This window comes from Planctobacterium marinum (genome assembly GCF_036322805.1).
Classification (GTDB): Bacteria; Pseudomonadota; Gammaproteobacteria; order Enterobacterales; family Alteromonadaceae; genus Planctobacterium; species Planctobacterium marinum_A.
In genome coordinates this window covers 2,516,575-2,539,857 of record NZ_AP027272.1, presented here as the reverse complement: position 1 = coordinate 2,539,857, position 23,283 = coordinate 2,516,575, and the positions used below count along the sequence as shown (strand labels likewise).

The 23,283-nt window shown below is 43.7% G+C and carries 18 protein-coding genes; 12 read left to right on the top strand and 6 right to left on the bottom strand.

The features are described from left to right. Positions 1-50: 50 nt before the first annotated feature. The gene (gene astB / locus AABA75_RS11405; RefSeq protein ID WP_338292731.1) at positions 51-1,391 is read right to left on the bottom strand and encodes an N-succinylarginine dihydrolase; all 1,341 of its coding nucleotides are present in this window, start codon (positions 1,389-1,391) and stop codon (positions 51-53) included. Between the two features lie 261 nt (positions 1,392-1,652). On the opposite strand from astB, the gene topA reads away from it, so the two are divergent. The 5 genes from topA (at position 1,653) to AABA75_RS11380 (ending at position 8,202) form a co-directional block, all read left to right on the top strand. Next, positions 1,653-4,304: a type I DNA topoisomerase gene (gene topA / locus AABA75_RS11400; protein WP_338292730.1), complete on the top strand. Its 2,652-nt coding sequence runs from the start codon at positions 1,653-1,655 to the stop codon at positions 4,302-4,304. A gap of 190 nt (positions 4,305-4,494) precedes the next feature. Then, a complete protein-coding gene (locus AABA75_RS11395) occupies positions 4,495-5,697 on the top strand; it encodes a lipoprotein-releasing ABC transporter permease subunit (RefSeq protein WP_338292729.1) in 1,203 nt (400 codons plus the stop codon). 40 nt (positions 5,698-5,737) lie between these two features. Further along, complete coding sequence (gene lolD / locus AABA75_RS11390; RefSeq protein ID WP_338292728.1) at positions 5,738-6,451, top strand: lipoprotein-releasing ABC transporter ATP-binding protein LolD; 714 nt, start codon at positions 5,738-5,740, stop codon at positions 6,449-6,451. Further along, entirely contained in the window at positions 6,451-7,683 is a 1,233-nt protein-coding gene (locus tag AABA75_RS11385) for a lipoprotein-releasing ABC transporter permease subunit (RefSeq protein ID WP_338292727.1), read from the top strand. Before lolD ends, AABA75_RS11385 begins: the two co-directional genes overlap by 1 nt. A 15-nt stretch (positions 7,684-7,698) precedes the next feature. After that, positions 7,699-8,202: a DUF2919 family protein gene (locus AABA75_RS11380; RefSeq protein WP_338292726.1), complete on the top strand. Its 504-nt coding sequence runs from the start codon at positions 7,699-7,701 to the stop codon at positions 8,200-8,202. Between the two features lie 27 nt (positions 8,203-8,229). On the opposite strand, the gene AABA75_RS11375 is transcribed toward AABA75_RS11380, so the two are convergent. Beyond that, positions 8,230-8,451, bottom strand: a complete 222-nt coding sequence (locus AABA75_RS11375; protein WP_338292725.1) for a hypothetical protein — start codon at positions 8,449-8,451, stop codon at positions 8,230-8,232. 2 nt (positions 8,452-8,453) lie between these two features. On the opposite strand from AABA75_RS11375, the gene AABA75_RS11370 reads away from it, so the two are divergent. Together AABA75_RS11370 and AABA75_RS11365 are read left to right on the top strand one after the other, a co-directional pair. Next, a complete protein-coding gene (locus AABA75_RS11370) occupies positions 8,454-12,296 on the top strand; it encodes an ATP-binding protein (RefSeq protein WP_338292724.1) in 3,843 nt (1,280 codons plus the stop codon). Between the two features lie 2 nt (positions 12,297-12,298). Beyond that, positions 12,299-12,532, top strand: a complete 234-nt coding sequence (locus AABA75_RS11365) for a helix-turn-helix domain-containing protein (RefSeq protein ID WP_338292723.1) — start codon at positions 12,299-12,301, stop codon at positions 12,530-12,532. Positions 12,533-12,801: 269 nt separating this feature from the next. Here the strand turns inward: AABA75_RS11365 and AABA75_RS11360 are convergent, their stop codons facing one another. Continuing rightward, on the bottom strand, positions 12,802-13,626 hold the full coding sequence (locus tag AABA75_RS11360; RefSeq protein WP_338292722.1) for a hypothetical protein: 825 nt from the start codon (positions 13,624-13,626) through the stop codon (positions 12,802-12,804). After that, positions 13,614-13,796, bottom strand: a complete 183-nt coding sequence (locus AABA75_RS11355) for a hypothetical protein (protein WP_338292721.1) — start codon at positions 13,794-13,796, stop codon at positions 13,614-13,616. The genes AABA75_RS11360 and AABA75_RS11355 overlap by 13 nt, the downstream gene beginning before the upstream one ends. 305 nt (positions 13,797-14,101) lie before the next feature. Between AABA75_RS11355 and AABA75_RS11350 the strand changes: the two genes are divergently transcribed. From AABA75_RS11350 to AABA75_RS11335, 4 genes are all read left to right on the top strand, one after another. Next, on the top strand, positions 14,102-14,620 hold the full coding sequence (locus AABA75_RS11350; protein WP_338292720.1) for a helix-turn-helix domain-containing protein: 519 nt from the start codon (positions 14,102-14,104) through the stop codon (positions 14,618-14,620). A 176-nt stretch (positions 14,621-14,796) separates the two neighbouring features. Next, positions 14,797-15,018 (top strand): hypothetical protein, encoded by a 222-nt coding sequence (locus AABA75_RS11345; RefSeq protein ID WP_338292718.1) that lies wholly within the window; start codon positions 14,797-14,799, stop codon positions 15,016-15,018. A 115-nt stretch (positions 15,019-15,133) separates the two neighbouring features. Further along, complete coding sequence (locus tag AABA75_RS11340; RefSeq protein WP_338292717.1) at positions 15,134-17,101, top strand: alpha/beta hydrolase family protein; 1,968 nt, start codon at positions 15,134-15,136, stop codon at positions 17,099-17,101. 237 nt (positions 17,102-17,338) lie between these two features. Further along, on the top strand, positions 17,339-17,530 hold the full coding sequence (locus AABA75_RS11335; protein ID WP_338292716.1) for a hypothetical protein: 192 nt from the start codon (positions 17,339-17,341) through the stop codon (positions 17,528-17,530). Here the strand turns inward: AABA75_RS11335 and AABA75_RS11330 are convergent. Continuing rightward, positions 17,527-19,716: a HAMP domain-containing hybrid sensor histidine kinase/response regulator gene (locus AABA75_RS11330; RefSeq protein ID WP_338292715.1), complete on the bottom strand. Its 2,190-nt coding sequence runs from the start codon at positions 19,714-19,716 to the stop codon at positions 17,527-17,529. The genes AABA75_RS11335 and AABA75_RS11330 overlap by 4 nt on opposite strands. Further along, positions 19,713-20,867, bottom strand: a complete 1,155-nt coding sequence (locus AABA75_RS11325; RefSeq protein WP_338292714.1) for a sugar ABC transporter substrate-binding protein — start codon at positions 20,865-20,867, stop codon at positions 19,713-19,715. The genes AABA75_RS11330 and AABA75_RS11325 overlap by 4 nt, the downstream gene beginning before the upstream one ends. Before the next feature lie 277 nt (positions 20,868-21,144). On the opposite strand from AABA75_RS11325, the gene AABA75_RS11320 reads away from it, so the two are divergent. Continuing rightward, positions 21,145-23,196: a glycoside hydrolase family 97 protein gene (locus tag AABA75_RS11320; protein WP_338292713.1), complete on the top strand. Its 2,052-nt coding sequence runs from the start codon at positions 21,145-21,147 to the stop codon at positions 23,194-23,196. Positions 23,197-23,283 lie beyond the last annotated feature (87 nt).

Sequence of the window (23,283 nt, the reverse complement as noted above, 5' to 3'; positions counted from 1 at the left end):
TAATACGAAAAAAGGGAGCTAAATAGCTCCCTTTTTTATGCAGTTCGTTTCTAACCTTGCTGGAAAGTATACACCGAACCAATTTTCAGAATTTGAGTTAGCTCATCCAGGGCAGTGCGCGACTCAATGAGTAATTGTGGGTCGGCGAGGTCAGCCACTGAGAGTTGATCCCGGTAGTGCTTATCCACCCAATTGTTCAACCGCGTAAACACCTCATCGTTGATCAGGGTATGTTGATTTACTGCCGCCAGTTCATCTTCTGTCAGTGCCACTCTCAGGCGCAAACACGCCGGGCCGCCGCCGTTGCGCATGCTTTGTTTAACATCAAAAAACTTCACCTGCTTGATGGGGGTATTGAGCGTCACTAGTTTCTGCAAATAAGTATTAACGGAATCGCTTTCCTGACATTCGGTAGGGGCAATAATCACCATTTCACCGCTGGGCAGGGTTAACAGTTGCGTATTAAACAGATAGGTTTTAACCGCTTCCTGAACCGTCACGTCCGATTCATTGACCTTGATAAAGTGCAGCTCATCACCGTTGAATTTTTCCCGGATTTCTGCCAATTTGGCTTCTGTTTCGAGAAAGGCTTTTTCGTGATAGAACAAGACATTTTGGTTACCCACAGAGATCACATCATTGTGAAATACGCCAGCGTCGATAACGTCGGGATTCTGTTGCAGATAAACCGTATTTTCATCACTCAATCCATGCAGTCGAGCAACGGCTTGAGAGGCCTCAAGAGTTTGGCGAGCGGGATACTTCTGTGGTGCAGGCTTACTCTGGTCAAAAGCTTCTTTACCATAGACAAATAACTCAACTCCTGAGCGACCATAGTCTGCACACAAGCGGGTGTGGTTTGCTGCGCCTTCATCACCAAAATGATCATTGTCTGGTAAATGCATATGATGCTGGAAGTATTTGCTGTCCTGAAACGTTCCTTTCAGAATTCGGCCGGTAACCAAAGGCTCTAAAGAGCGATGGAACTTGTTGGTCAGGTTGGCAGGCGTAAAATGTACTTTGCCATCCGCAGTATCTGCTCCCGGCGATACTGTTGCGGCGTTTGCTGTCCACATACTGGAAGCGGAACATACCGATTGTAGGATTTGTGGCGCTTGCTTAGCGGCTTTTTGTAAAACATCAGCATCGGCACCAGTAAAACCAATTCGACGCAGTGCGTGGACATTTGGGCGTTCCTGAGGGGCCAATACACCTTGTTGCATGCCCATATCCGCCAGCGCCTTCATTTTAGTCAATCCTTGTTTTGCTGCTTCTTTTGGATTGCTAACGGCCTGAGCGTTGTTTGAGGAAGCGACGTTGCCAAACGACAAACCGCCATAGTTATGAGTGGGTCCTACCAGACCATCAAAATTCACTTCGTATTGCTTCATGTATTTCCTCTGAAGAGTTGCAGAATACGTCTTGAGTTCTTGCTTTGCGTCGCCATTATACGTGTTTTAATGATTGTGCCAATCATGAATGCCTTATTTTTAAAGGGCTGTAGCGGTGAGCGAAGATATCTATGAAGAAAATCTTGTTTTCTATGCACTTTGCAGATATACCTAAAAATAGGAAATTTTAAGAACAGCATGAATATAATGTTCCACTGGTGATGAGCAATCGCCAGTCAGGTAAAGGTTAGAACGTATAATATGGCCAAGTCGCTCGTTATTGTGGAGTCGCCCGCCAAGGCGAAGACCATAAATAAATATTTGGGAAAGGATTTTATTGTTAAATCCAGTGTAGGGCACGTAAGAGATCTGCCTACAAAAGCATTGGGCAAAGTTGCCCCGAAAAAACCAGCAAAAGAATTAAAAGAGTACAGCGAAGAGAAAAAGCAAAAATACCTCCAGCAATATGAATACCAAAAACTGGTAGATCGCATGGGCGTGGATCCCCAAAATGATTGGGAAGCGCATTATGAGATAATGGCTGGCAAAGAGAAGGTTGTCAGTGAGCTGAAAAAACTCGCCAAAGATGCAGACCACATCTATCTCGCAACGGATTTGGATAGAGAAGGGGAAGCCATCGCCTGGCACCTGCAAAATATTATTGGCAATAAAAATAAAACCTTTCATCGCGTGGTGTTTAACGAGATCACTAAAAATGCCATTCAGGAAGCATTTAAAGAGCCGGGGGAAGTCAACACAGCCCGCGTAAATGCCCAGCAGGCCCGCCGTTTCCTTGACCGTGTTGTTGGTTTTATGCTGTCGCCATTGTTGTGGAAAAAAGTATCCAGAGGTTTATCTGCAGGACGGGTACAATCGGTAGCCGTGCGCTTGGTGGTAGAGCGAGAGCGAGAAATTAAAGCCTTTATCCCGGAAGAATACTGGGATGTGCATGCCGATGTGAACAACGCCGCAAACACGCCTTTTAAGATGTTGGTTGCCAAGCAGCAAGGCAAAGCCTTTAAACCGGTAAATAAGGCAGAAACTGACGCCGCATTAGCTGTATTGGAAAAAGCGCAATACGAAGTGGTGAGCCGCGAGTCTCGCCCCACCAGTAGTCGTCCAGGCGCACCTTATATCACCTCAACTCTGCAGCAAGCAGCCAGCACTAAGCTGGGCTATGGGGTGAAAAAGACCATGATGTTGGCACAGCGTCTTTACGAAGCGGGCCACATCACCTATATGAGAACCGACTCAACCAACTTGAGTGCCGAAGCCTTGGGCAGTGCTCGCGGTTACATCGAAAGTAACTTTGGCGACGCCTACTTACCTGAAAAACCTAACTATTACGGTAGTAAAGAAGGCGCTCAGGAAGCCCACGAAGCAATCAGACCAACTAACGTCGACAAGCTGGGGGCTTTCCTCAATGACATGGAAAAAGACGCACAGCGTCTTTATGAGCTCATCTGGAAGCAATTCGTTGCCTGTCAAATGACGCCAGCTAAATACGACGCCACTACCATTACGGTAAAAGCCGGTGACTTCGATTTAACGGCGAAAGGCCGGGTGTTGAAGTTTGATGGTTGGACACGTGTGCAGGAACAAATCAAGCGTAAAGGCGAAGAAGACAACAGTTTGCCAGATGTAAAAGAAGGCGAAATTCTGAATTTAATGCAGCTTGAGCCTAAGCAACATTTTACCAAGCCGCCAGCGCGATTCAGCGAAGCCAGTTTGGTAAAAGAGCTGGAAAAGCGCGGTATTGGGCGACCTTCCACTTACGCCAGTATCATTTCCACCATTCAGGACAGAGGTTACGTGCGCCTTGAGCAGCGTCGCTTCTACGCCGAAAAAATGGGGGAAATCGTCAGCGACCGATTGTTGGAAAAGTTCAATGATCTGATGAGCTACGATTTTACCGCCAACATGGAACGACACCTGGATGAGATTGCCGACGGCAAATTGAACTGGAAACAGGTTCTGGATCAGTTTTACGATGGCTTCTACAAAAAATTGTTGGCTGCGGAGCTACCTGCTGAAGAAGGCGGTATGAGCAGTAACAAGTCGGTAGAAACCGATATTCCTTGTGAGAAATGCGGTCGTACTATGATGATCCGTACCTCGTCCACCGGACAATTCCTGGGATGTACAGGGTATAACTTGCCTCCCAAAGAGCGCTGCACTAATACCATGAACCTCACTTCTGCCGACGAAGTGGTGGATCTGGATAAAGAAGACGAGGCAGAAGCTCAGGTATTGAGAACTCGCCATCGCTGCCATATTTGCAGTACGTCTATGGACAGCTACGTTATCGATGAAAAGCGCAAACTGCACATATGCGGTAATAGTCCCACCTGTCCGGGCTACGAAATCGAGCAGGGCAACTTTAAGATCAAAGGCTACGATGGCCCGGTGATTGAGTGTGATCGCTGTGAAGCCCCGATGGAGCTGAAAACAGGGCGTTTTGGTAAATACTTTAAGTGTACCAACGAAGAATGCACCAATACCCGCAAACTACTGAAAAACGGCGAGGTGGCACCGCCCAAATCCGATCCAGTGGATTTACCGGAATTGCCCTGTACCAAATCTGATGCCCACTTTGTGCTTAGAGATGGTGCAGCAGGGATTTTCCTGGCAGCCCATAACTTTCCGAAATCCCGTGAAACGCGTGCACCATTGGTGGAAGAGCTACAACGCTTTAAAGACCGTTTGCCAGAAAAGTTACGCTACCTGGCTGACGCACCTGCTGTGGATAATGAAGGTAATAAGACCCTGGTGCGCTTTAGTCGTAAAACCAAGCAGCAATACGTTTCTTCGGAAAACGAAAAGGGTAAAGCCACGGGTTGGACAGCCTGGTTTAAAGATAACAAATGGGAAATAGAAGAGCCCAAAAAAGCAGCGCCGAAAAAAGCCAAATAGTACCAAGCTTAAAACGGTAACGTAAATTGAAACAATATTAAGGCTCGAAAGAGCCTTAATTTGTATTACCATGCAACGTTTATCGTGTGCTAGTTTGCGCAAGGTCTAAATTGCCAGATTTAAGGTAGCGATTGAGTTACCACAGGCTCAAGGTTAAACTCCACACCCATCTGAAATTTTAGGTTTCTCAATGTCATTACCCGCTTCAATATTCATTGGATTACGCTACAGTAACAGTCGTAAAAGTAATCAGTTTATTGCCTTTATCAATGGCTTTTCAGTGGCGGGCATTGCGCTGGGATTAATGGCGTTGATCATTACCGGCTCAGTCATGAATGGCTTTGAGCAGCAGCTGAAACAGCGAATTTTAGGGCTGGCACCGCATTTTATCGTATCCGGGAAGTTGCCCGCAGAAACCACTGAATCGTTAACGCCATGGCTGCAAACCGCGGCACCTTTTAGCGAAACCGAAGGGGTACTGCAAGCCAAAGGTGGGCTAAAACCGGTTTATATCCAGGGTATCGATATCGACGTACCCGCTGGCTGGCAACAAATGCAAAGCCACATGGCCCAGGGGAGCCTCGAGAGCCTGCAACCTAAAGCATATCAAATCGTGATTGGGCGTTTATTAGCGATCCGATTGGATCTGGCGGTAGGCGATCAAATCCGGGTGATCATTGCCGGCACCTCCATCTACACACCGCTGGGACAAATGCCGGCACAGCGCAAATTCACTGTCAGCGGTATTTTCGATATTGGCTCCGAATTAGACGATAAAGTCGCGTTGGTTAACCTTTCTGACCTTGCCCGCTTGCAACGCCAACAAGTTGAGAGCTTTGCTGACACCCGACTGTTCTTAAATGACGCCTTCGATTATTTACAGGTCAGGGAAGTACTGGCACAACATAACTTACAATGGACAGACTGGCGAGAGCGTCAGGGGGCCTTGTTTGACGCGGTTAAAATGGAAAAAAACATGATGTTGATCATGTTGTTACTCATCGTCGCTGTAGCGGCCTTTAATATCGTCTCGGCGCTGGTAATGGTAGTGAACGAAAAACAAGGCGATATTGCTATTTTGCGCACGCAAGGTATGGCCCGCAGAGAAGTGATGCAGATATTTTTAGTGAACGGTATTTATAATGGCGTTAAAGGTACAGTGATCGGAGCATTAGCAGGGCTCATTATCGCCAGCCAAATTAATAACCTCATTCATTGGCTACAGTTACCTGTGGTGAACTATCTGCCTGAAGGCAGGCTACCCATTGTGATGGACCCGGTGCAAATTAGTTCGTTAATCGCTTTGTCATTAGCGCTGTGCATGATAGCCGCTTTGATCCCAGCCTGGCGCGCCTTAAAAATCGAACCGGCAAGCGCCTTACGCTACGAATAAAACCCAATACATAATCGAGCAGAACAGAAAAAGAGAATTTATGGCCACACTACTGCAATGCAAGAACATTTCCAAAACCTACCAGGACGGTGACCGACAAGTTCAGGTGCTGCGCGATGTGAGTTTTAATATTAATCGCGCTGAGCAGGTGGCAATAGTGGGGGCCTCTGGCTCAGGTAAAAGTACCTTATTACACATACTTGGGGCACTGGATAAGCCCAGCGAAGGCAAGGTGATTTTCGATAACCAGGACATCTTTAACTTCAGTGAAAAGCAACAGGCACAATTTCGTAATAAACGCCTGGGCTTTGTCTATCAACAACACCATTTATTACCTGAATTTACAGCTCTGGAAAACGTTGCAATGCCTTGTTTAATCGCTCGAATGAGCAAGGCACAAGCTTACCAAAAAGCCAAAGCACTGCTGGATAAAGTAGGGCTGGCAGAGCGTCTTGAGCACAAACCGGCGGCGCTATCCGGTGGTGAACGTCAGCGGGTGGCGATAGCACGAGCCCTGGTGATGGAACCACAACTGGTATTGGCGGATGAACCTACAGGCAACCTGGACGATGCGGCAGGTGAGGGCATCTATAAGTTGCTGGTATCCCTAAAAGAATCTTTGTCCACAAGCTTTGTAGTGGTGACTCACGACCGCAGCTTGGCGGCTAAACTGGATCGTACCTTGTCCCTTAAAAACGGCCAGCTCAGTCAGGATAATGTAATTAAAAACAATAACCCGGTCAGGAGCCTTTAATGTCTCTGGCATTGCAACTGGCAGCGCGTTTCAGGCGGAGTAAAAAGCAAAGCGGTTTTACCTCCTTTATCTCAGCTTCTTCTACTTTGGGAATAGGGCTGGGCTGTGCCGTGCTTATCATTATGCTGTCGGTAATGAACGGCTTTGAGCGGGAGCTACGGCAGAGCTTGCTGGCCTATATTCCTCACGGGGAATTATTCGCAGTGGATGCCAGCGGTTTATACGACTGGCAAACCATGATGACCGCCTTTAGCAATGAGCCGGAGGTTAAGCAGGTACAACCCTATATTAACGCCACGGGCCTGATGCAAAAAGGCAGGGCCAACAAAGCGGTGGAATTAACCGCCATTGATGCTCAAATTGCCAATCAATCGGCGCTTATTAGCCGTATTCCCCAAGCTCAATGGCAACAGTTTCAGATAAATCAAAAGGGCCTTATCTTGGGGCGCAGTATTATTGAGAAGTTATCGCTTGAGATTGGCGACCAGGTGCAGGTGTTGTTACCCAAAACGGGCACCTCCAAGTTAGCCTCACCCGACGTAATTTGGCTGACACTGCTCGGGGAAATCCATTTAGGCGGCGAGCTGGACAGCTTTACTGGCTTTATGCATCTGGCCACTGGCGCAGAAGCGCTGGAGGTAACCACTGGTGCCAAAGGCTTGCAGATTTATTATCACGATCCTTTTATCGCCAGTCAGAAAACCCGAGAGCTGGGCTATCGCTTAAACCAACACGCCTACATGAGCGACTGGACCCGTACTCAAGGACATTTGTACCAAGACATTCAGCTGGTGCGCTTTGTGGTGTATATCGCGTTAACCCTGGTAATCGCAGTGGCTTGTTTTAATATTGTGTCATCGCTGGTAATGGCGGTAAACGAACGTCAGGCGGAAATCGCCATGCTTAAAACCATGGGGGCAAGTAATGCGCTGATCATGGCCACCTTTGTATGGCAGGGCATGATCAATGGTTTAATTGGTGTGGTGTTTGGCAGTATCGCCGGGGTATTAATCGCGCAAAACTTAACGGCCATTGCCCGAGGTTTTGAAAACCTGTTCGATTTTACGATTTTATCTGGTGACGTATATTTTATCGATTTTTTACCATCACAATTACATTTCGCTGATGTAATGCTCACCATGGTTATCGCACTGCTGTTGAGTGTTTGCGCCACACTTTATCCGGCATTAAAAGCAGCAAAAATCAATCCCGCCAATGTGCTTGGCCATTAAAGCGCAGTTAATTCCATGAGCGATAATCACTCAAATGATAAGGCCGACAAAAAGAACGCAGGCAATAAGCAGCGAGTGATCTATCCCGAGCATTATTACGACAAAGACGGTTATTTAAAACCACCCAAAATCTTCTATTTTGCCATCGTCTATCTGCTGCGGGGCTACATTATCATCGCCATGTCCTCCAGCTATGGCAGCAATACCGAAGCCCTGTTAGGGATCTTTTACCCACAAGTTAAAGTGCTGTACATGCACCTGCTTATCGGCTTACCGGCCCTTATTGCCTTTGTACTGCTCACTGCCCGTTTTTCTCTACGGGAAAAACAAACCCTCTGGCCACTCAGTGCCATCAAACCCCTGATACTACTGGCCCTCAGCCTCGACATTGCTCTGCATATCTACATCGCCAAACTACAATACTGGCAGTTTGACTGGGTGCTGGGGGCGCAGTTGTTGGTTTCTCTGTTGGGATGTATTTCTGTTGTTCACACTCAAGTGTCTCGCTTTAAAGTGTAATTCCCAGTGCTAACAGTAAAAAATACATCACACTAGAACTAGATCTAACAAACCAGTAAGGAAGTCTTCATCGCAATCTTGTCTCACTTTTTTGCATTTGTTTGGACCTTCACCTTCTTCTACAACTAGTTCCTGTTGTTTTTCGTCAATATTGGCTAATATTATTACCGGGCCTCCATGTTGTAATAAAAGAAATGTACCAACTGTTAAAACCATTTTAGTTTTACTAATTTTGTTTGAGAGATTCATTGATGCTGTCCTCTGTATTTAAAGTTCAAGTTAAAACGATACATTTTTGGATGTTTAATTCTTATAAAAATAAGAAAAGAACTATCAAAATAGGGACTCGAACAATTATTTGGCTTTTTTTAACTTTGATGGGCAGTGTTCATTTAAATACATTCGCAATGAGCAGAAACACATTCCCGGCCATCGAGTCTATTGACGAAAACAACCTTTACACTACTAGTTTGTACGAGGATAAAGGTGCAATTTGGGTAGGTTCATTGAATGGCTTAGCGATGATTAGACCTGGTGAAAAGAAAATATACAACACAACCAGTGGGCATTTAAGCGGCGACCACATAACAGGTATTACGAGTGATATAAATGGAACTATATGGGCCTCCATATACGGTGGAGGGATTTTTTATATTAATGAAAGAGAAAAAAAGCACGGACTAATACAGTCTGCAGATAACTACAAAATTACTAATTGCTATGACATTTCTGAATCGAACAGTCAAAAAAAAATCTTTTTTAGTTGTGATTCAAATCTCTTCGTTTTGGACGTCACATTGTCAAAGATATCAAGGATCAAAATTCCATTCTCAAATGTTGTAAAAATCCGGGATATTGTAGAGTTAAGTGTTGATGTCTTGTGTATAGGCACTTGGGGGCATGGTGTTTTTATTTATGACTTGAATTCAAATCAACTTAGTACTATCCCTTCACTTAAAGATTCAAATATTAATGACATTGTTAAGACTTCTCTAGGTGGGGTATTAATTTCGACTACTGATGGTGCTTTCATTTATAAGAATGATAAGGAACTCGTGAAAATTTCCAATAAAATAGGTGGAAAACTTTGGGATGAGGATGTTGAAACCGCTTTGGAGATGCCCAACGGGACTATCTTTCTATCATTCCTGACACATGGGTTGTATGAGTTTGATCAGATTCGAGGTGGGCTTTCCCGTCCTTCTCATTTATCTCCATTACTTGAATTAAAGTCCACAGGAACAGTTTCAGCAATGTCTCTAATAAATGAGTCAAACTCGTTAGTAATAGGGACAGGTGAAAATGGTGTATTTCTGTTTCCTTTCTACTCTAGCTTTGTATCATTTTTTCAAGGGGCAGATTTATTTGACTTTAATGTTTCATACTTGGATATGGCTGACGAAAAAATTTTACTTGGAGACGGTATAGGCTTGTCAGTATTAAACCAGCAAAGCAATACGTTTGAGTCATTAAGTAAAAACATAGGTTTTGTGTATTTCGTTTTACCTGTTGAAAAGGGGTTTTTAGTAAGCACGAATGAAAACGGGTTTCTTAAAATAAATATGTTCGGGGACGTTGTTGAAACCAACTATAAAATTAAAGGCCTTGAGTCCCATGAAGGTATCTCAATCTCAGAAGTATTAAAGTTATCAGATAATCGATATTTGTTGGGCGCTGATTTTGGCGCAAATAAAGGGCTCTTTTACGGCGGATTTGATCAGGGCTTCAGTGAAATAGAAAAAGAGTTGATAATCATTGAAATCTTGAAGGTTGCAGACAATAAAGCTTTGATTCTAACCGCATTTAATGGGGTTCTTTTGTTTGATTGGCATAATGAAAAAATCATTCATTTTCCGCGTGACAATAAAAATAGCTACACAGACTGCATCGAACAACTCAACGAACATCAGTTTTTAATTTGTGTCCGCAGAAACAAGGCTCAGATTTTTGATCTTCGGACTAAGAGTTTTACTGATTTTGAGCCGGGAACAACTGAAATAAGAAATGTGAGAACGGCCGAATTGGATGCCTACGACAACCTTTGGTTAGCTTCCAGTCGGGGGCTTTATGTGTACAACATGAAAAGCGAGGAACTAACTAAGGTAACTGAAGCCGAGGGGGTTTTCAGCACCGAGTTTTCCTCTGATATGTCATTATTGCTAGACGACGGTACACTTATTCTTCCTGGCAACAAAGGCGTCATAGCTATAGATACCGCAAAAGCCAACGCCTACTTTCAGGAAAAAAGGCGGTCTATTACTAAAAGTCTAATTACTCGTGTTCACTATATTCTCGCAGACCAATCAGAACACCGCCCGGTGCTACCTCAACTTGCTGATAATAATTTGGTTTTACCTTATGACAATATCGTTCTGCGGATTCAATTGAGCCATAACAATTTGTTGGAGGCTGGTCAGCTTCGATATGAAACTCGATTGTTAGGGCTAAGTGAAGAGTGGGAAATGTTAGAGGTGGATAAACATTCTGCTTCTTTTACCACCATGCAACCCGGAGAGTATGAGTTTCAAGCAAGAGTCGCTGATCCCAGAAGCTTGGCTGAGCAGCCTGTTGTCTCTTTGGGCGTTACGGTTCTTCCGCCATGGTGGAAAACGGCTTGGGCTTATTTAACTTACTCACTGCTTTTGTTGGGGTTAATTTACTTTATTTCCTGGTACCGAAACAAACGCCTGTTGGAGATAAACGAACAACTTACCCTCAAAGTAGCAGAGCGGACAGAAACGATTTCTCATCTACTCAAACAAAAACAAGCGTTTTTCGCCAACGTATCCCATGAATTCAGAACACCTCTCACCTTAATTTCAGGTCCACTTGATGTTATTGCACAAAAGTTGGATTCTCCGCAAGAGCACAAGCTACTGCAAATAGTTAAAAGAAACACATCTCGCTTGATGAGACTCGTTGATCAAATTTTAGAACTGGCAAAACTTGAGACTAATCGTTCATTACCGAAACAAGTCTATGATTTGAGAGATACAATTCAGGTTATTACAGCTTCATTTGCTGCACTACTTGAGCGCAATCATCAGACACTGACCATTTCTCAAGTGCCTAAAATCAAAATCAATGTCATTGAAGATTCTTTTGAGATGATTGTGACTAATCTGCTTTCAAATGCCATTAAATACAGCGGTGAAAATACCGAGATTTCACTGGATATTAAAATTGTAGAGCAACAATTGGAGATAGAAATAAAGGATAGTGGCAAAGGGATATCAAAAGAAAATCAAGCTATTATGTTTGAGCGTTTTACACGTTTTGATGCTGAGGAAAACATTGAAGGCAGTGGCATTGGACTTGCCCTTGTTAAACAGTTAGTGAGCAGTAATGGCGGGTCCATCTCCGTTGAATCTGAATTGGGATTCGGTACTGCGTTTAAAATTGTATTTCCTTCTGATGTTATTACCAATAGCGAGATTACACAGATCACGCAGCTAAAAGAGTTAGGCTCAGAAATTGATGCAGTTTCCTCTTTGCCTAAATTAACATCTTCCACAGAGTCAAACAATGTAACTAAACAGGTCCATATCACAGATAAATATAAAATTCTTGTGGTAGATGATAACGCTGATCTTAGAGAGTTTATTAGTGATTCATTGTCTGCCGATTATGAAATCGAAACTGCGGTAAATGGTAAAGACGGTTTTGAAAAAGCAATGCACAATATTCCTGATTTGATCTTGTCAGATATCATTATGCCGGAAATGGATGGTTACGACTTTGCAAATGCTATCCGCAATGATCATGCAACCTCACATATTCCATTGGTACTGTTAACCGCCAAAGGCGATGACTTGAGCAGAATGAAGGGCTGGGAAGAAAATGTTGACGACTATCTTACCAAGCCATTCAATCTAAAAGAGTTGCGTATTCGCATTCAGCGCTTGTTGAGTATTCGCGATATTCTGCGTAAAAAGCACACCGCAGATTTAAGCAATAAACTGGCCACCAAAAATCAGGAGGCTATCAGTTTTCAAACCAAACGGGATAAGGAGTTTTTTAAGCGTTTTGAAAAAGTGATTGGTGAGCATTACCAAAAGAGCACTTCACCCGCGCAGAAGCGGCCAGTGACCTAGCTATGAGCGAGCGACAATTAAACCGCAAACTCTCAGCCTTGGTGGATTACAACTTTTGTGAATACTTGCGTAAATATCGCCTGCAAAAATCCAAAGAACTACTGTTATCCGGCAAGCAAGTTACCGAGGTGGCCTACGATGTAGGCTTTAACTCTCCATCCTATTTCTCCAGCTGCTTTAAAGCCGAGTTTGAGCAAACACCCAGAGAGTTTGTAGAAGAGCAGGAAAGAACTTAATAATCTGGTTAATGTCTTGTGTTAAACACAGTAGAGGCGTTCATCAGTTGTAGTAGCTCAGACCTGTTCTGACAGTTACCCGTTTTTTCCAAAGCGCCCCCTCAGATACTTCTGGCCCGCAGCATGGATATCGCTCTGTTTATTTACATCGCCAAACTGCAACACTGGCAGTTTGACGGAGTTTTGGGGGGATTACCGGGGCGCAGTTGCTATGGCGATGATACTGTACCTGCTTACCAATAGAGGTAATACTTAGCCCTGATTCTTACCTAATCCCTGAGGTCGATATTAAATCTATTTATCACGCGAGACACTTTTAGTGTTGCTGTTTCCGTACCTTCCGGATTTGCCTTTACAACCTCAAAAACATAAAGGTAGCCGTCGTCTAATTCTCTGGCAATGGCGTCGCCAATGCTTAAATCATTTACTGTAAATTTAAAATTGCGGTTTAATCCGTAAGAAAAATCTACATTTTTCAGATTCTCGGTAACATTATCCAGGCGAATACCCAAGTTTGAACCGGGAATGAAAAACGGCACTCTTACATTTCGAGTTAAATCTATTGTGACCGCGACAGCATTGAACTCTATCTGTCTTGTGAGTTCTTGATTATTTGATTGTAACTTTCTTAACTCTTTGTCTTTTTCAGAAATTGTATTTTGCAGGTTTTGAATATCTGATGAATCCGCTGCATTATTGAGTTGATTGCGAAGGTCAGCAATATTGGATTTTAACTGATCAACTTCACTGGTCAGACGCGTATTTTGCTGCGTTGATGTTGCAAGCTGTGAGCTTAGGCTAGTTATTTCACTATCTCGTTTGCTGATTTCTTCATCTCTAGCTTCGTCTAGTTGCTTTTTAATATCCTCTAGTCTTTGTTCGTCTGCGCTTAGTTCCGCTCTTCGTCGCTCTAGCGAGCTGGAAGTGCTTTTTAGTTCGAGATCGGTTTCCTCTAGCTTTTTTTCAAGTGCTTCGAACTCAACCTTTCTGTTGTGGTACGTAATGTTGTTTTCAGATTGCTCAAGCGCCTTTTTGGCATCATATTGAAAATAAGTCGCGGTAGCCGTGAGTAACGAAATCATCACCGCAAACAAGGCTGCCCACAATGAAGGTTGGTGCCATATTTTTTGCTCAATTCCTGCTCTATGTGTTTAGCCTTTAAATTAACTAAATCGGAAAGGCCTTCAATCGAATTAGTTAGTGATGAAATACCTAGTTCTTTAGAATCGGGGTCGTTTGGTTGTTGTGTGGTAGAGTCATTCATAACTATAAGTCCTTTCGTCTTTGTTTATTTATTATTGATAATTCTTTCTATGTAGCGTGACTACAACAGGGTGTGTTTAAATTCATTATAGGGTAAAAATCTGCTTTTTCATTGTTGCTAACTCAAAAGTGACAAGTGATTTTTATTAAAGCTTGCCAAATGAATGTTGTTGACTACTTATTCCGGTAATTTGCTTCGCTTACGTGTGTAAGGGGGCGAAGAAAACTCCCGATTACCCAAAGCCAGGTAGCAACCCTGCAAGTGCAATCCCCTGACAGCGGAATTACGGCGATGACCTGAGCAGAATGAAGGGCTGGGAAGAAAATGTTGACGACTATCTTACCAAGCCATTCAATTTTAAAGAGTTGCGTATTCGCATTCAGCGCTTGTTGAGTATTCGCGATATTTTGCGTAAAAAGCACACCGCAGATTTAAGCAATAAACTGGCCACCAAAAATCAGGAAGCTATCAGTTTTCAGACTAAACGGGATAAGGAGTTTTTTAATCGTTTTGAAAAGGTCATTGGTGAGCATTATCAACAGGAGCACTTTACTCGCGCAGAAGCCGCCAGTGATCTGGCCATGAGCGAGCGACAGCTAAATCGAAAACTCTCTGCCTTGGTGGATTACAACTTTTGTGAATATTTGCGCAAATATCGTCTGCAAAAATCCAAAGAACTCTTGTTGTCCGGCAAACAAGTTACTGAGGTAGCTTACGATGTGGGCTTTAACTCTCCCTCCTATTTTTCCAGCTGTTTTAAAGCCGAGTTTGAGCAAACACCCAAGGCGTTTGTCGAAGAGCAGGAACACACGAGTAAAGGATAAAATTGAATTTATAACCAATACGTTGTTTTGCTGTTTCAATCTGGTCTCGCTGCGGTTAATATGTTGCCCGTTTATTTGTGTCGTTTTCTTGAATACTTTTAGTTTAAATCAGCATTAACTTAACCCATTGCTCTTATGGATGAGCATTGTTACTTGCAAAAAAGGAGTTTTAATTCATGTCTTATATATCTTTTTTAATACTGTTGTTGATTAATGTGATTGGTTGCGTCTGCGCCACTGCGGTGTTGGCTAAAGGCAAAACGGATAGTCTATTGCGCACACTATTGTTAACCGGTGTGGCCAGCTTCTTCGTTCCACCATTGGGTTGGTTGATTTGTATTTATTTTGCCTTCAGAAAAGAAGTGAATGACCAGTGTTGTTCTGTAAATGAGTCTTGAGCACCTGAAAGCTCGAGCTTTTTGCTCTCTAATACTAAATATGTAATGCCGTTTTATTTAGTGGGTTAATCTTGAAGGTGAACCTGTTTTTACCATAAAAGTCTTTACGTTATCTATGTTCAGAAAATTGTTTGTTTTGTTGTTGATAACCTCAACTTTCTCTTGGGGTGAAGAGATCCTTAATGGCTGTAGGAAAGGTGAATTTTCGCTCTCACCGAATGGTCAGTTTGTTTACATAAATTGTACGGTCATTGACATAGGAGTGGAGAGTGGCCCGGATTTCCAGAAAAGAATGGGAATTATTCTTGACACTGCCGGACTGGATACCGTTTTTCCTTTCCATGTGGATATGGATTCCGTGACATGGTCTCTAGACAGTGAGCACATAGTCTATACAAAAGCCCTGTATCCGCAAGGTCCAGATGGTTTTGGGTATGCAAGTCAAATAGATATCCGCAGTTTAGCGTATTTTCCATTCCCGCAGTCTTTGTCTCCTCATGTAGTTGAAATACCCGTTTTAACGACTCAACTATGGGGAACATATCAATACCCACAGGTTACGTCGCTATTGTCCAATATCGGTTACATCCCCTACATTGAATTCGAAAATCATGAAGCCAAAAAATATATATTAGATAATGGAATCACTTATCAAGATCAATACAATGAAACTGAAGATAGATATGAAATTGTTGAAAATAAACGTGGCATTCGAAAGGTTTTTTCACATAACCAGCAATCTGACAACGAGTTCGTGATTGATTGGTATTATAATCCAGAAGGATTACCTTATCTCAAGGCTGTGTATGACAAATCCTCTAAATCATTCAATTTGAAAAATGTAAATCAATCAAAGTTTGTGGAAGAACATCCCGGGTTACCAACGACGATTTTATCTTATACTCCACAGGTGGATGAACTGCAGCTTTTTAAGACGTTTAAAATAAGGGGAGTCGAAGAATCGAGGAATAGCCTTTGGTTTACTTCCAATGCTAAAAGAAACACAGTCAGTCTGTATGAATACAGTTATGAAAAAAACAATTTTAAATTGGTTTACTCTGATCCAGAGTTTGATATTGAACGACCATTATATACTAGACGTGGCGAGCTATATGGAGTGATTATTTACAGAGAGACGAAAGAATTTGTGCCTCTTTCTTCAGAAGGCAGAATAATTCATGAATTTATTAAGGAAGTTTCTCCAAAAACAGGTCTGTTTGATGTTGACATAAAAGCTGTTTCTGATGGCTTGTCAAAAGTGGTTGTTGAAATTGCGGGTTCGGCTAACTACAGCGCTTTTTTACTCGATGTAAAATCGGGTAAAGGTAAGGTGCTTTTAAATACTCTTATAGATTCTAAATATAAAACTGAGGCACTGTGGACATCAACAGAAGGGCAAGAAAAGGTGCTGAGTTATTTCACCAAATCGGTCGATAATTTCAAAGCTCCACTTGTTGTGCATCTTCACGGGGGACCGTTTATCAGAGATAAATTGCAATTGAGTCAGCTGGATACGCTTCTGGCTGATTCAGGGTATAATGTGCTGAGGGTTAACTATCGGAACTCACGAGGATTTGGGCGCAGTTTTACAGGAAGTAATGTAGAGCATCTCGCATTTCTGGATGTCGTCACAGCTCTTAAAGATGCGATTGTGAGAATGAAGCTTCAACCTTCAAAGGTTATTTTGATGGGCGGAAGCTATGGTGGATATGCAACAATTAAAATTGCCAAAAATACGGAGCTTTCAAGAAACTTCGATGAGTTCATTTCTATCAATGGATCATTGGATTATTGTGGGATTGTGCTCGAGAAAGGGCGTTGGGGCCTGTCCCCTTTCAAAAATTGTGAAGTAGAGTACTCTAACAAAAAGATAAGCTCAAAAATACTGCATGATAAACCCATCGCAATCGTTTACGGAACAGAGGACAAAAATGTAGAGCCTTCTAATTCTACGACATTCTTGAATAATGTTGCTCATTTAAAGCATGTTTTTGCGATTCCTTTGCCGGGTGAAGGACACACTTTAACATCAGCGGGACTTGAATCCATGATCAAGCAACTTAAGCAACAAGCGTTTTTATGACAGTCTCGGTAAACACATCGGGAGTTTGTCGAAGAGCAGGAACATACGAGTAAAGAGTAAAACTGAAATGATGACGAATGCGTTATTTTGCTGTTTCAATCTGGTCTCGCTGCGGTTAATATGTTGCCCGTTTATTTGTGTCGTCTTCTTGAATACTTTTAGTTTAAATCAGCATTAACTTAACCCATTGCTCTTATGGATGAGCGTTGTGACTTGCAAAAAAAGGAGTTTTAATTCATGTCTTATATATCTTTTTTAATACTGTTGTTGATTAATGTGATTGGTTGCATCTGCGCCACTGCAGTGTTGGCCAAAGGCAAAACAGATAGTCTATTGCGAACACTGTTATTAACCGGCGTGGCCAGCTTCTTCGTTCCACCATTAGGTTGGTTGATTTGTATTTACTTTGCTTTTAAAAAGCCAAATTAGCGACTTTTCGCTAACACTTCACTTAAGGTCTTATACAGCACATGCTTATCGATGGGTTTGCCAATATGGGCTTGTGCGCCTGCACCCAGATAAGATTCGATCTCTTCGGTCATCACGTTGGCGGTTTGCATAATAATGGGCATGGTAAAGCCTTGTGCGCGGATAAGCTTGGTGGCTTCCGGGCCGCTCATTTCCGGCATTTGCACATCCATTAAGATCACATCAGGTAATTGGGCGCTAAGAGCGTTAACGGCTTTTGCGCCATTGTCGACAAACTCTGCCTGAATACGAGTTTCCGATAAAAGGTAGCGCAGAATATCCTGGTTGATGGGGTTGTCTTCAGCCACCAGTACCCGGAATTGCGACAAATCGGGAACGCTCAGTGTGTCTGGTACGGCTTGTTGTGGTTCGCCTGGCTCCACTTTAACGGTAAAACAAAACTCGCTACCTTTGCCTGGCATGCTGGTTGCTGTTATCTGGCCTTGCATCATTTCCACCAACGATTTACAGATAGACAAGCCTAGTCCCGTGCCGCCGTATTTGCGAGTGGTGGAGTTATCCGCTTGCTCAAATTTGTTAAACAATCGCTGTTGCTGCTCCTGGCTTAAACCAATACCGGTATCCTGAATTCTGAACTCGAGGTAATCAGTATTGCTATTGTTGAGGGAACTTACGGTAATGGTTATTTGTCCGTCGTGGGTAAACTTAAGGCCATTGGATACCAGGTTATTCAGTACCTGGGTAATACGGGTGGGATCGCCCTGCCACCAGTCCTGGCTTATGGCTTTGCTATCGAGCACTAGTTTTATGTTTTTGCTCTTGGCCGAATGACTGAAGGTACGTACAACACCCAGCAGCACTTGTTTAACATTAAAGTGGATGTGTTCGATTTGAAGTTTACCGGCTTCCAGTTTGGATAAGTCCAGAATATCGTTCACTATGGTTAGCAGCGTTTTAGCAGATTCGGTGATGCGGGCTACCAGTTGTTTTTGCTCTCTCTCGGTCACCTTATTATTGAGGATATCCAGTAAACCCAACACACCGTTCATCGGCGTGCGAATTTCATGGCTCATATTGGCTAAAAATTGGGTTTTGATTTGCTCTGATTTTTCTGCAGTAAGTTTGGCTTCCTTCAGGCTGCTGATCTGACGACTGATGGTGGCGGCCATGCGATTCATAGCGTTGATGGCTTGTTCAAACTCTACAAATTCTTGATCTTTAAGGTAGGGCTGATAATCACCGCTGTCGAATTTGTTGGCGGTTTTGGTAAGTTCAACCAGTGGGTCTTTGACCCGATTAGAAAGACGCAATACCAGGAAAAAAGACAGGCTGATAATTAAGGCACTGAACACCAGGGTATAAAACAGGTTTTCCTGAAAACGTTGCAAAAAGCTCTCTTGCGACAGGGCAATACTCAAAATAAGTGAGTCGTTTTGATTAAAATCCAGTTCGCTACCAAATATGGTTTGCTCTACATTTACTCGTTTTCCTGCGGGTAATGTACCGTATTCGGTGAGCAAGGCGTTACCAAAACGCAATACTGAGGCAATATCGGGTGCGTCCAAAAGAGTTTGAGCCGCTAATAAATCGATTTCAACAAAGAGCGCCGAGGTAACTCTGTAGGGATTGACGATAGAGCCTGTTTCTTTGCGCAGTGGCATAACAAAAAACAGCAAGGTTTTGGGCTCTGTGTTTTCTGTATCAGGCATTATGGTGGACGACAGGGTGAGCAACAGTGGTAACTCCATATCCTCACCGCGCGCCATAATATTTTTAGAGACGGCAGCAATGCCACTGGCGTCTATTCGATAAGTACTGCTGGGGTAGCCTTCAATAATGAATTCTGAACCATCGCTGATAAATGCTGAGTGCACAAAGGCGTTATCTTCCACCAGACGCTGCATTTGTTTCTGGGCAAATTGGGCAAACAGAATATTGACCGCTAACTCACCAATCGCTTTATTTCGGGCGAAAGAAGCAATCTGGTATTGCAGTTGAAATAACGCACTGCGCATTTCATAGGCTTCTCTGTCGAGCTCTTTTTGCACGGAAAACTGCGCCCGCTCCATGCTGGATTGATAGGAGTCACGCAAAAAATAGCCATAAGAAACCAAAAGCGGTACCGCGATAATCGTAATTATCGAAACCAGCAGCATGGTGTGTATGGAGGGTTTTTGCCGTTTCAATACAGTTCCTTCTTGGTTTTTTCCGCTACGTATTGCATATATTGCGCGGCCTCACTCGCGTCCAAAGCCCCCCCCTGGTGGCGATTAAAACCCATCACCAAAGCTTCCCATATAATTGACATTTCCGGATCACTGGGCATGGGTTCAGCCAACTCTAACTGACTGATATAATTGCTGATATTGCTATTGCTGTCGTCTTTGATTCGGTTTATTGCATTGATATTGGAGGGCAGGGAGCGCAACGTATGCCAGATACGCTGTTGTACATCGTCAGATTGTAAAAACCGGGCCAGTTGTTTTAATGCTGCTGATTTGTCTGAGTTGATGCTGTCACCGGGAAAGGCCAGTGCAAATACTGAGGAGTAGGGCACCATGCCATTGCCTTTTATCGCGGGTAATAAGGCGACCCCTAAATTTTCTCCGAGAGATTCATCAAACGCATGTAATGCCCAACTACCGTTGATCATGTAAGCCACTTTGCCTGATACAAACTTATCAAGGCTGCACTGGTAGTGGCATTCTTTGGCGACAACACCTTGTTCAGCCAAAGACTGATAGAAGCGCAGTGCCTGTGCTGTACCTGTTGTGCCAAGTCGTATTTCGCCATCCAGATAAGGCAGCGCATCAAACGCGCCTAAAAACGGAATTAGCCAAAACATTTCATTATAGCTCCAGGCAATAAGTTCAACGTCTTGCTCTAGCTGGTGTTGCTGCGCTATTAAGGCTTGCCAGCTTGTAGCGGGTTGGTTTACCAAAGATTTGTTGTAATAAAGCATCAGGTGGTTACCCGACAAGATTGGAATACCCAAGGGTGCTCCTTTAACAGTGCTTTGTTCCAGGTTTTTGGTGGGCTGTTTGTCACTCATCCAGTCTTTGGGTATCACACTGTAATTGACCATTTCGAGCCCGAGCAAATCTCCTGGTACTAATACCACGTCGGGCAGCGTTTTGGTGTCGGCTCTGATCAGTAATTCTGTTTTGAGATCTGAGGTATCTAATGTGGCAAATTCAAAGTTTATCCCTGTTTGCTGTTTAAATTCTTCCAAAAACAAACTCAAATCATAGTCATCTAAGCTAGAAGCAATACTGATGGTTTGGCTTGCGGCAATACTTTGAACTGGTAAAACGAGTAGGGTGATGACAGATAGCACAACAACCAAGCAATGCTTAAAAGTAGAGAATAAAACCGACTTGCCCGGCGGCTGCATAGCTAGTAACAACTTATTGATTTTTAGTGAATTAGTACCATTCTAGTCGAAAACCTTCTGCTGGCAATAGCAAACATTTGAGTGTTGAGGGTGATTAATACAGGTTAATACGCTTTGCATACGTATGTAAGTGGTGTCGGTGAAAATTGCCGTTTAGAATCCTGTTAAATTTAAGTTAAACAACCCTCATGGATTGTTAATGCACCCTTGCGAGAAGCTTATGCCGAATCACTCTTCTTTGTTCACTAAGCCCGGCTCATTGTTGGTTTTCACCTCGTTATTATTGCCGATTGCCCATAGCCAGGCAGAAACCCTGCAAGTGCAATCGCCTGACAGCCGCATTACGGTGTTGCTCAGTGATGATGGCGATGTTCCGGGTTACTCAGTGAAATTCGACAATGAAACCATTCTTAACAATTCGCGTCTGGGACTGGTCTTTAAACAGTTACCGGCTTTTGGCGCCGGGTTTGATATCCAAAGCTCACAAACTCAAAGTGTCAATCAAACTTGGGAGCAACCTTGGGGTGAAAGGCAATTTATCACCGACCAGCACAACGAGCTGAGTGTGGTGTTTAAGAATGAACAAGATTATCAGTTTACTGTGCGGTTTCGGGTTTTTAACGATGGCCTCGGCTTTCGCTATGAGGTAAACCCTCACAAGAATATAGAGCAAGTAGATATCGTCGATGAAGAAACTGAATTTGCTCTGGCGTCAGACGCTACCGCCTGGTGGATACCGGCAAGAGGCTGGAATCGCTACGAATATATTTACGAAACCACGCCTGTCAGCGCTATTGACCGCGTGCACACGCCTTTTACGGTGCGCTTACCAACGGGTACTCATGTGAGTATTCACGAGGCGGCGCTTGTGGATTACGCGGCTTTTACCCTGGATAAAGGGCGCGATAACACCTTAAAAACCGACTTGACTCCCTGGTGCGACGGTATTCGGGTAAAAACGGCGGCTCCTTTTAAATCCTCATGGCGTACCATTCAAATTGCCGATGATGCTACCGGGCTATTAAATTCCGATCTGATCCTGAATCTCAACGAACCCAATAAGTTGGGCGATGTGTCTTGGGTTGAGCCTGGTAAGTATGTGGGTATTTGGTGGGCCATGCACGTTAATGAAAAAACCTGGGGCTCAGGCGAAAAGCACGGTGCCACTACCGAAGAAACCAAGCGCTATATCGATTTTGCCGCAAAATACGGTTTTGATGGTGTATTAGTTGAAGGCTGGAACGAAGGCTGGGATGGCAGTTGGTTCCACAATGGTGATGTGTTTAGCTTTACCAAATCTTACCCAGATTTCGACTTACCCGCCCTGGCACAGTACGCTCGTGACAAAGGCGTTCGCTTGGTGGGTCATCACGAAACATCTGGCAGTGTCACTAACTACCGCAATCAAATGGCCGACGCTTTCGATTTGTACGAAAAAATGGGCATTCGACAGGTAAAAACAGGTTATGTAGCCGATGGCGGAGACATTAAGCGCATTGATGCCAATGGCATAGTGCGACACGAATGGCATGACGGACAGTTTATGGCCAATGAATATTTGCATTCGGTACTTGAAGCCGCGCAGCGCAAAATCAGCATCAATACCCATGAGCCTATCAAAGACACTGGCTTGCGCCGCACATATCCCAATTGGATAACCAGAGAGGGCGCTCGAGGCCAAGAGTTTAATGCTTGGGGTTCACCGCCTAATCCACCAGAACATACCGCGGTATTACCATATACGCGTATGCTTTCAGGCCCTATGGATTTTACCCCCGGTATATTTAATCTAGCCCCGTATGGCTTGCACGCTGAGAATCGGGTGCAAACCACGTTGGCAAAACAGTTGGCTTTATATGTAGTGTTATACAGTCCCATTCAAATGGCTGCGGATCTGCCTCGCCATTACGAAAACAATTTGCCCGCTTTTCAGTTTATTCGTGATGTACCCGCAGACTGGCAGCAAAGTATTGCCCTGGCTGGCGAGGTAGGCGATTACGTGGTGTTTGCCCGTAAGGAGCGCGATGGTGACGATTGGTACTTGGGTGGTTTAACGGATGAGAACCCCCGGGTTGTAGAAATAAAAACCGACTTTTTGGATGCCGACCGGGTCTACGACATGCAGGTATATCAAGATGGAGCTAAAGCGGATTGGCGAGACCACCCCTATGAAATGTCGATTTTTAGAAAGCCAGTGAGAAAAGGTGAAAGCTTGAGTCTGCGTATGGCTACAAGTGGTGGTGTAGCCATTCGTTTTAAATTGCAAAAATAGTTTAGTGGCATCGCTGCTGTAGGGTTTGTTGCGCATTCGCGGTGCAAATTGTTCAGCTTGTGATACTTTTAAGCAAAGAACAAAAAT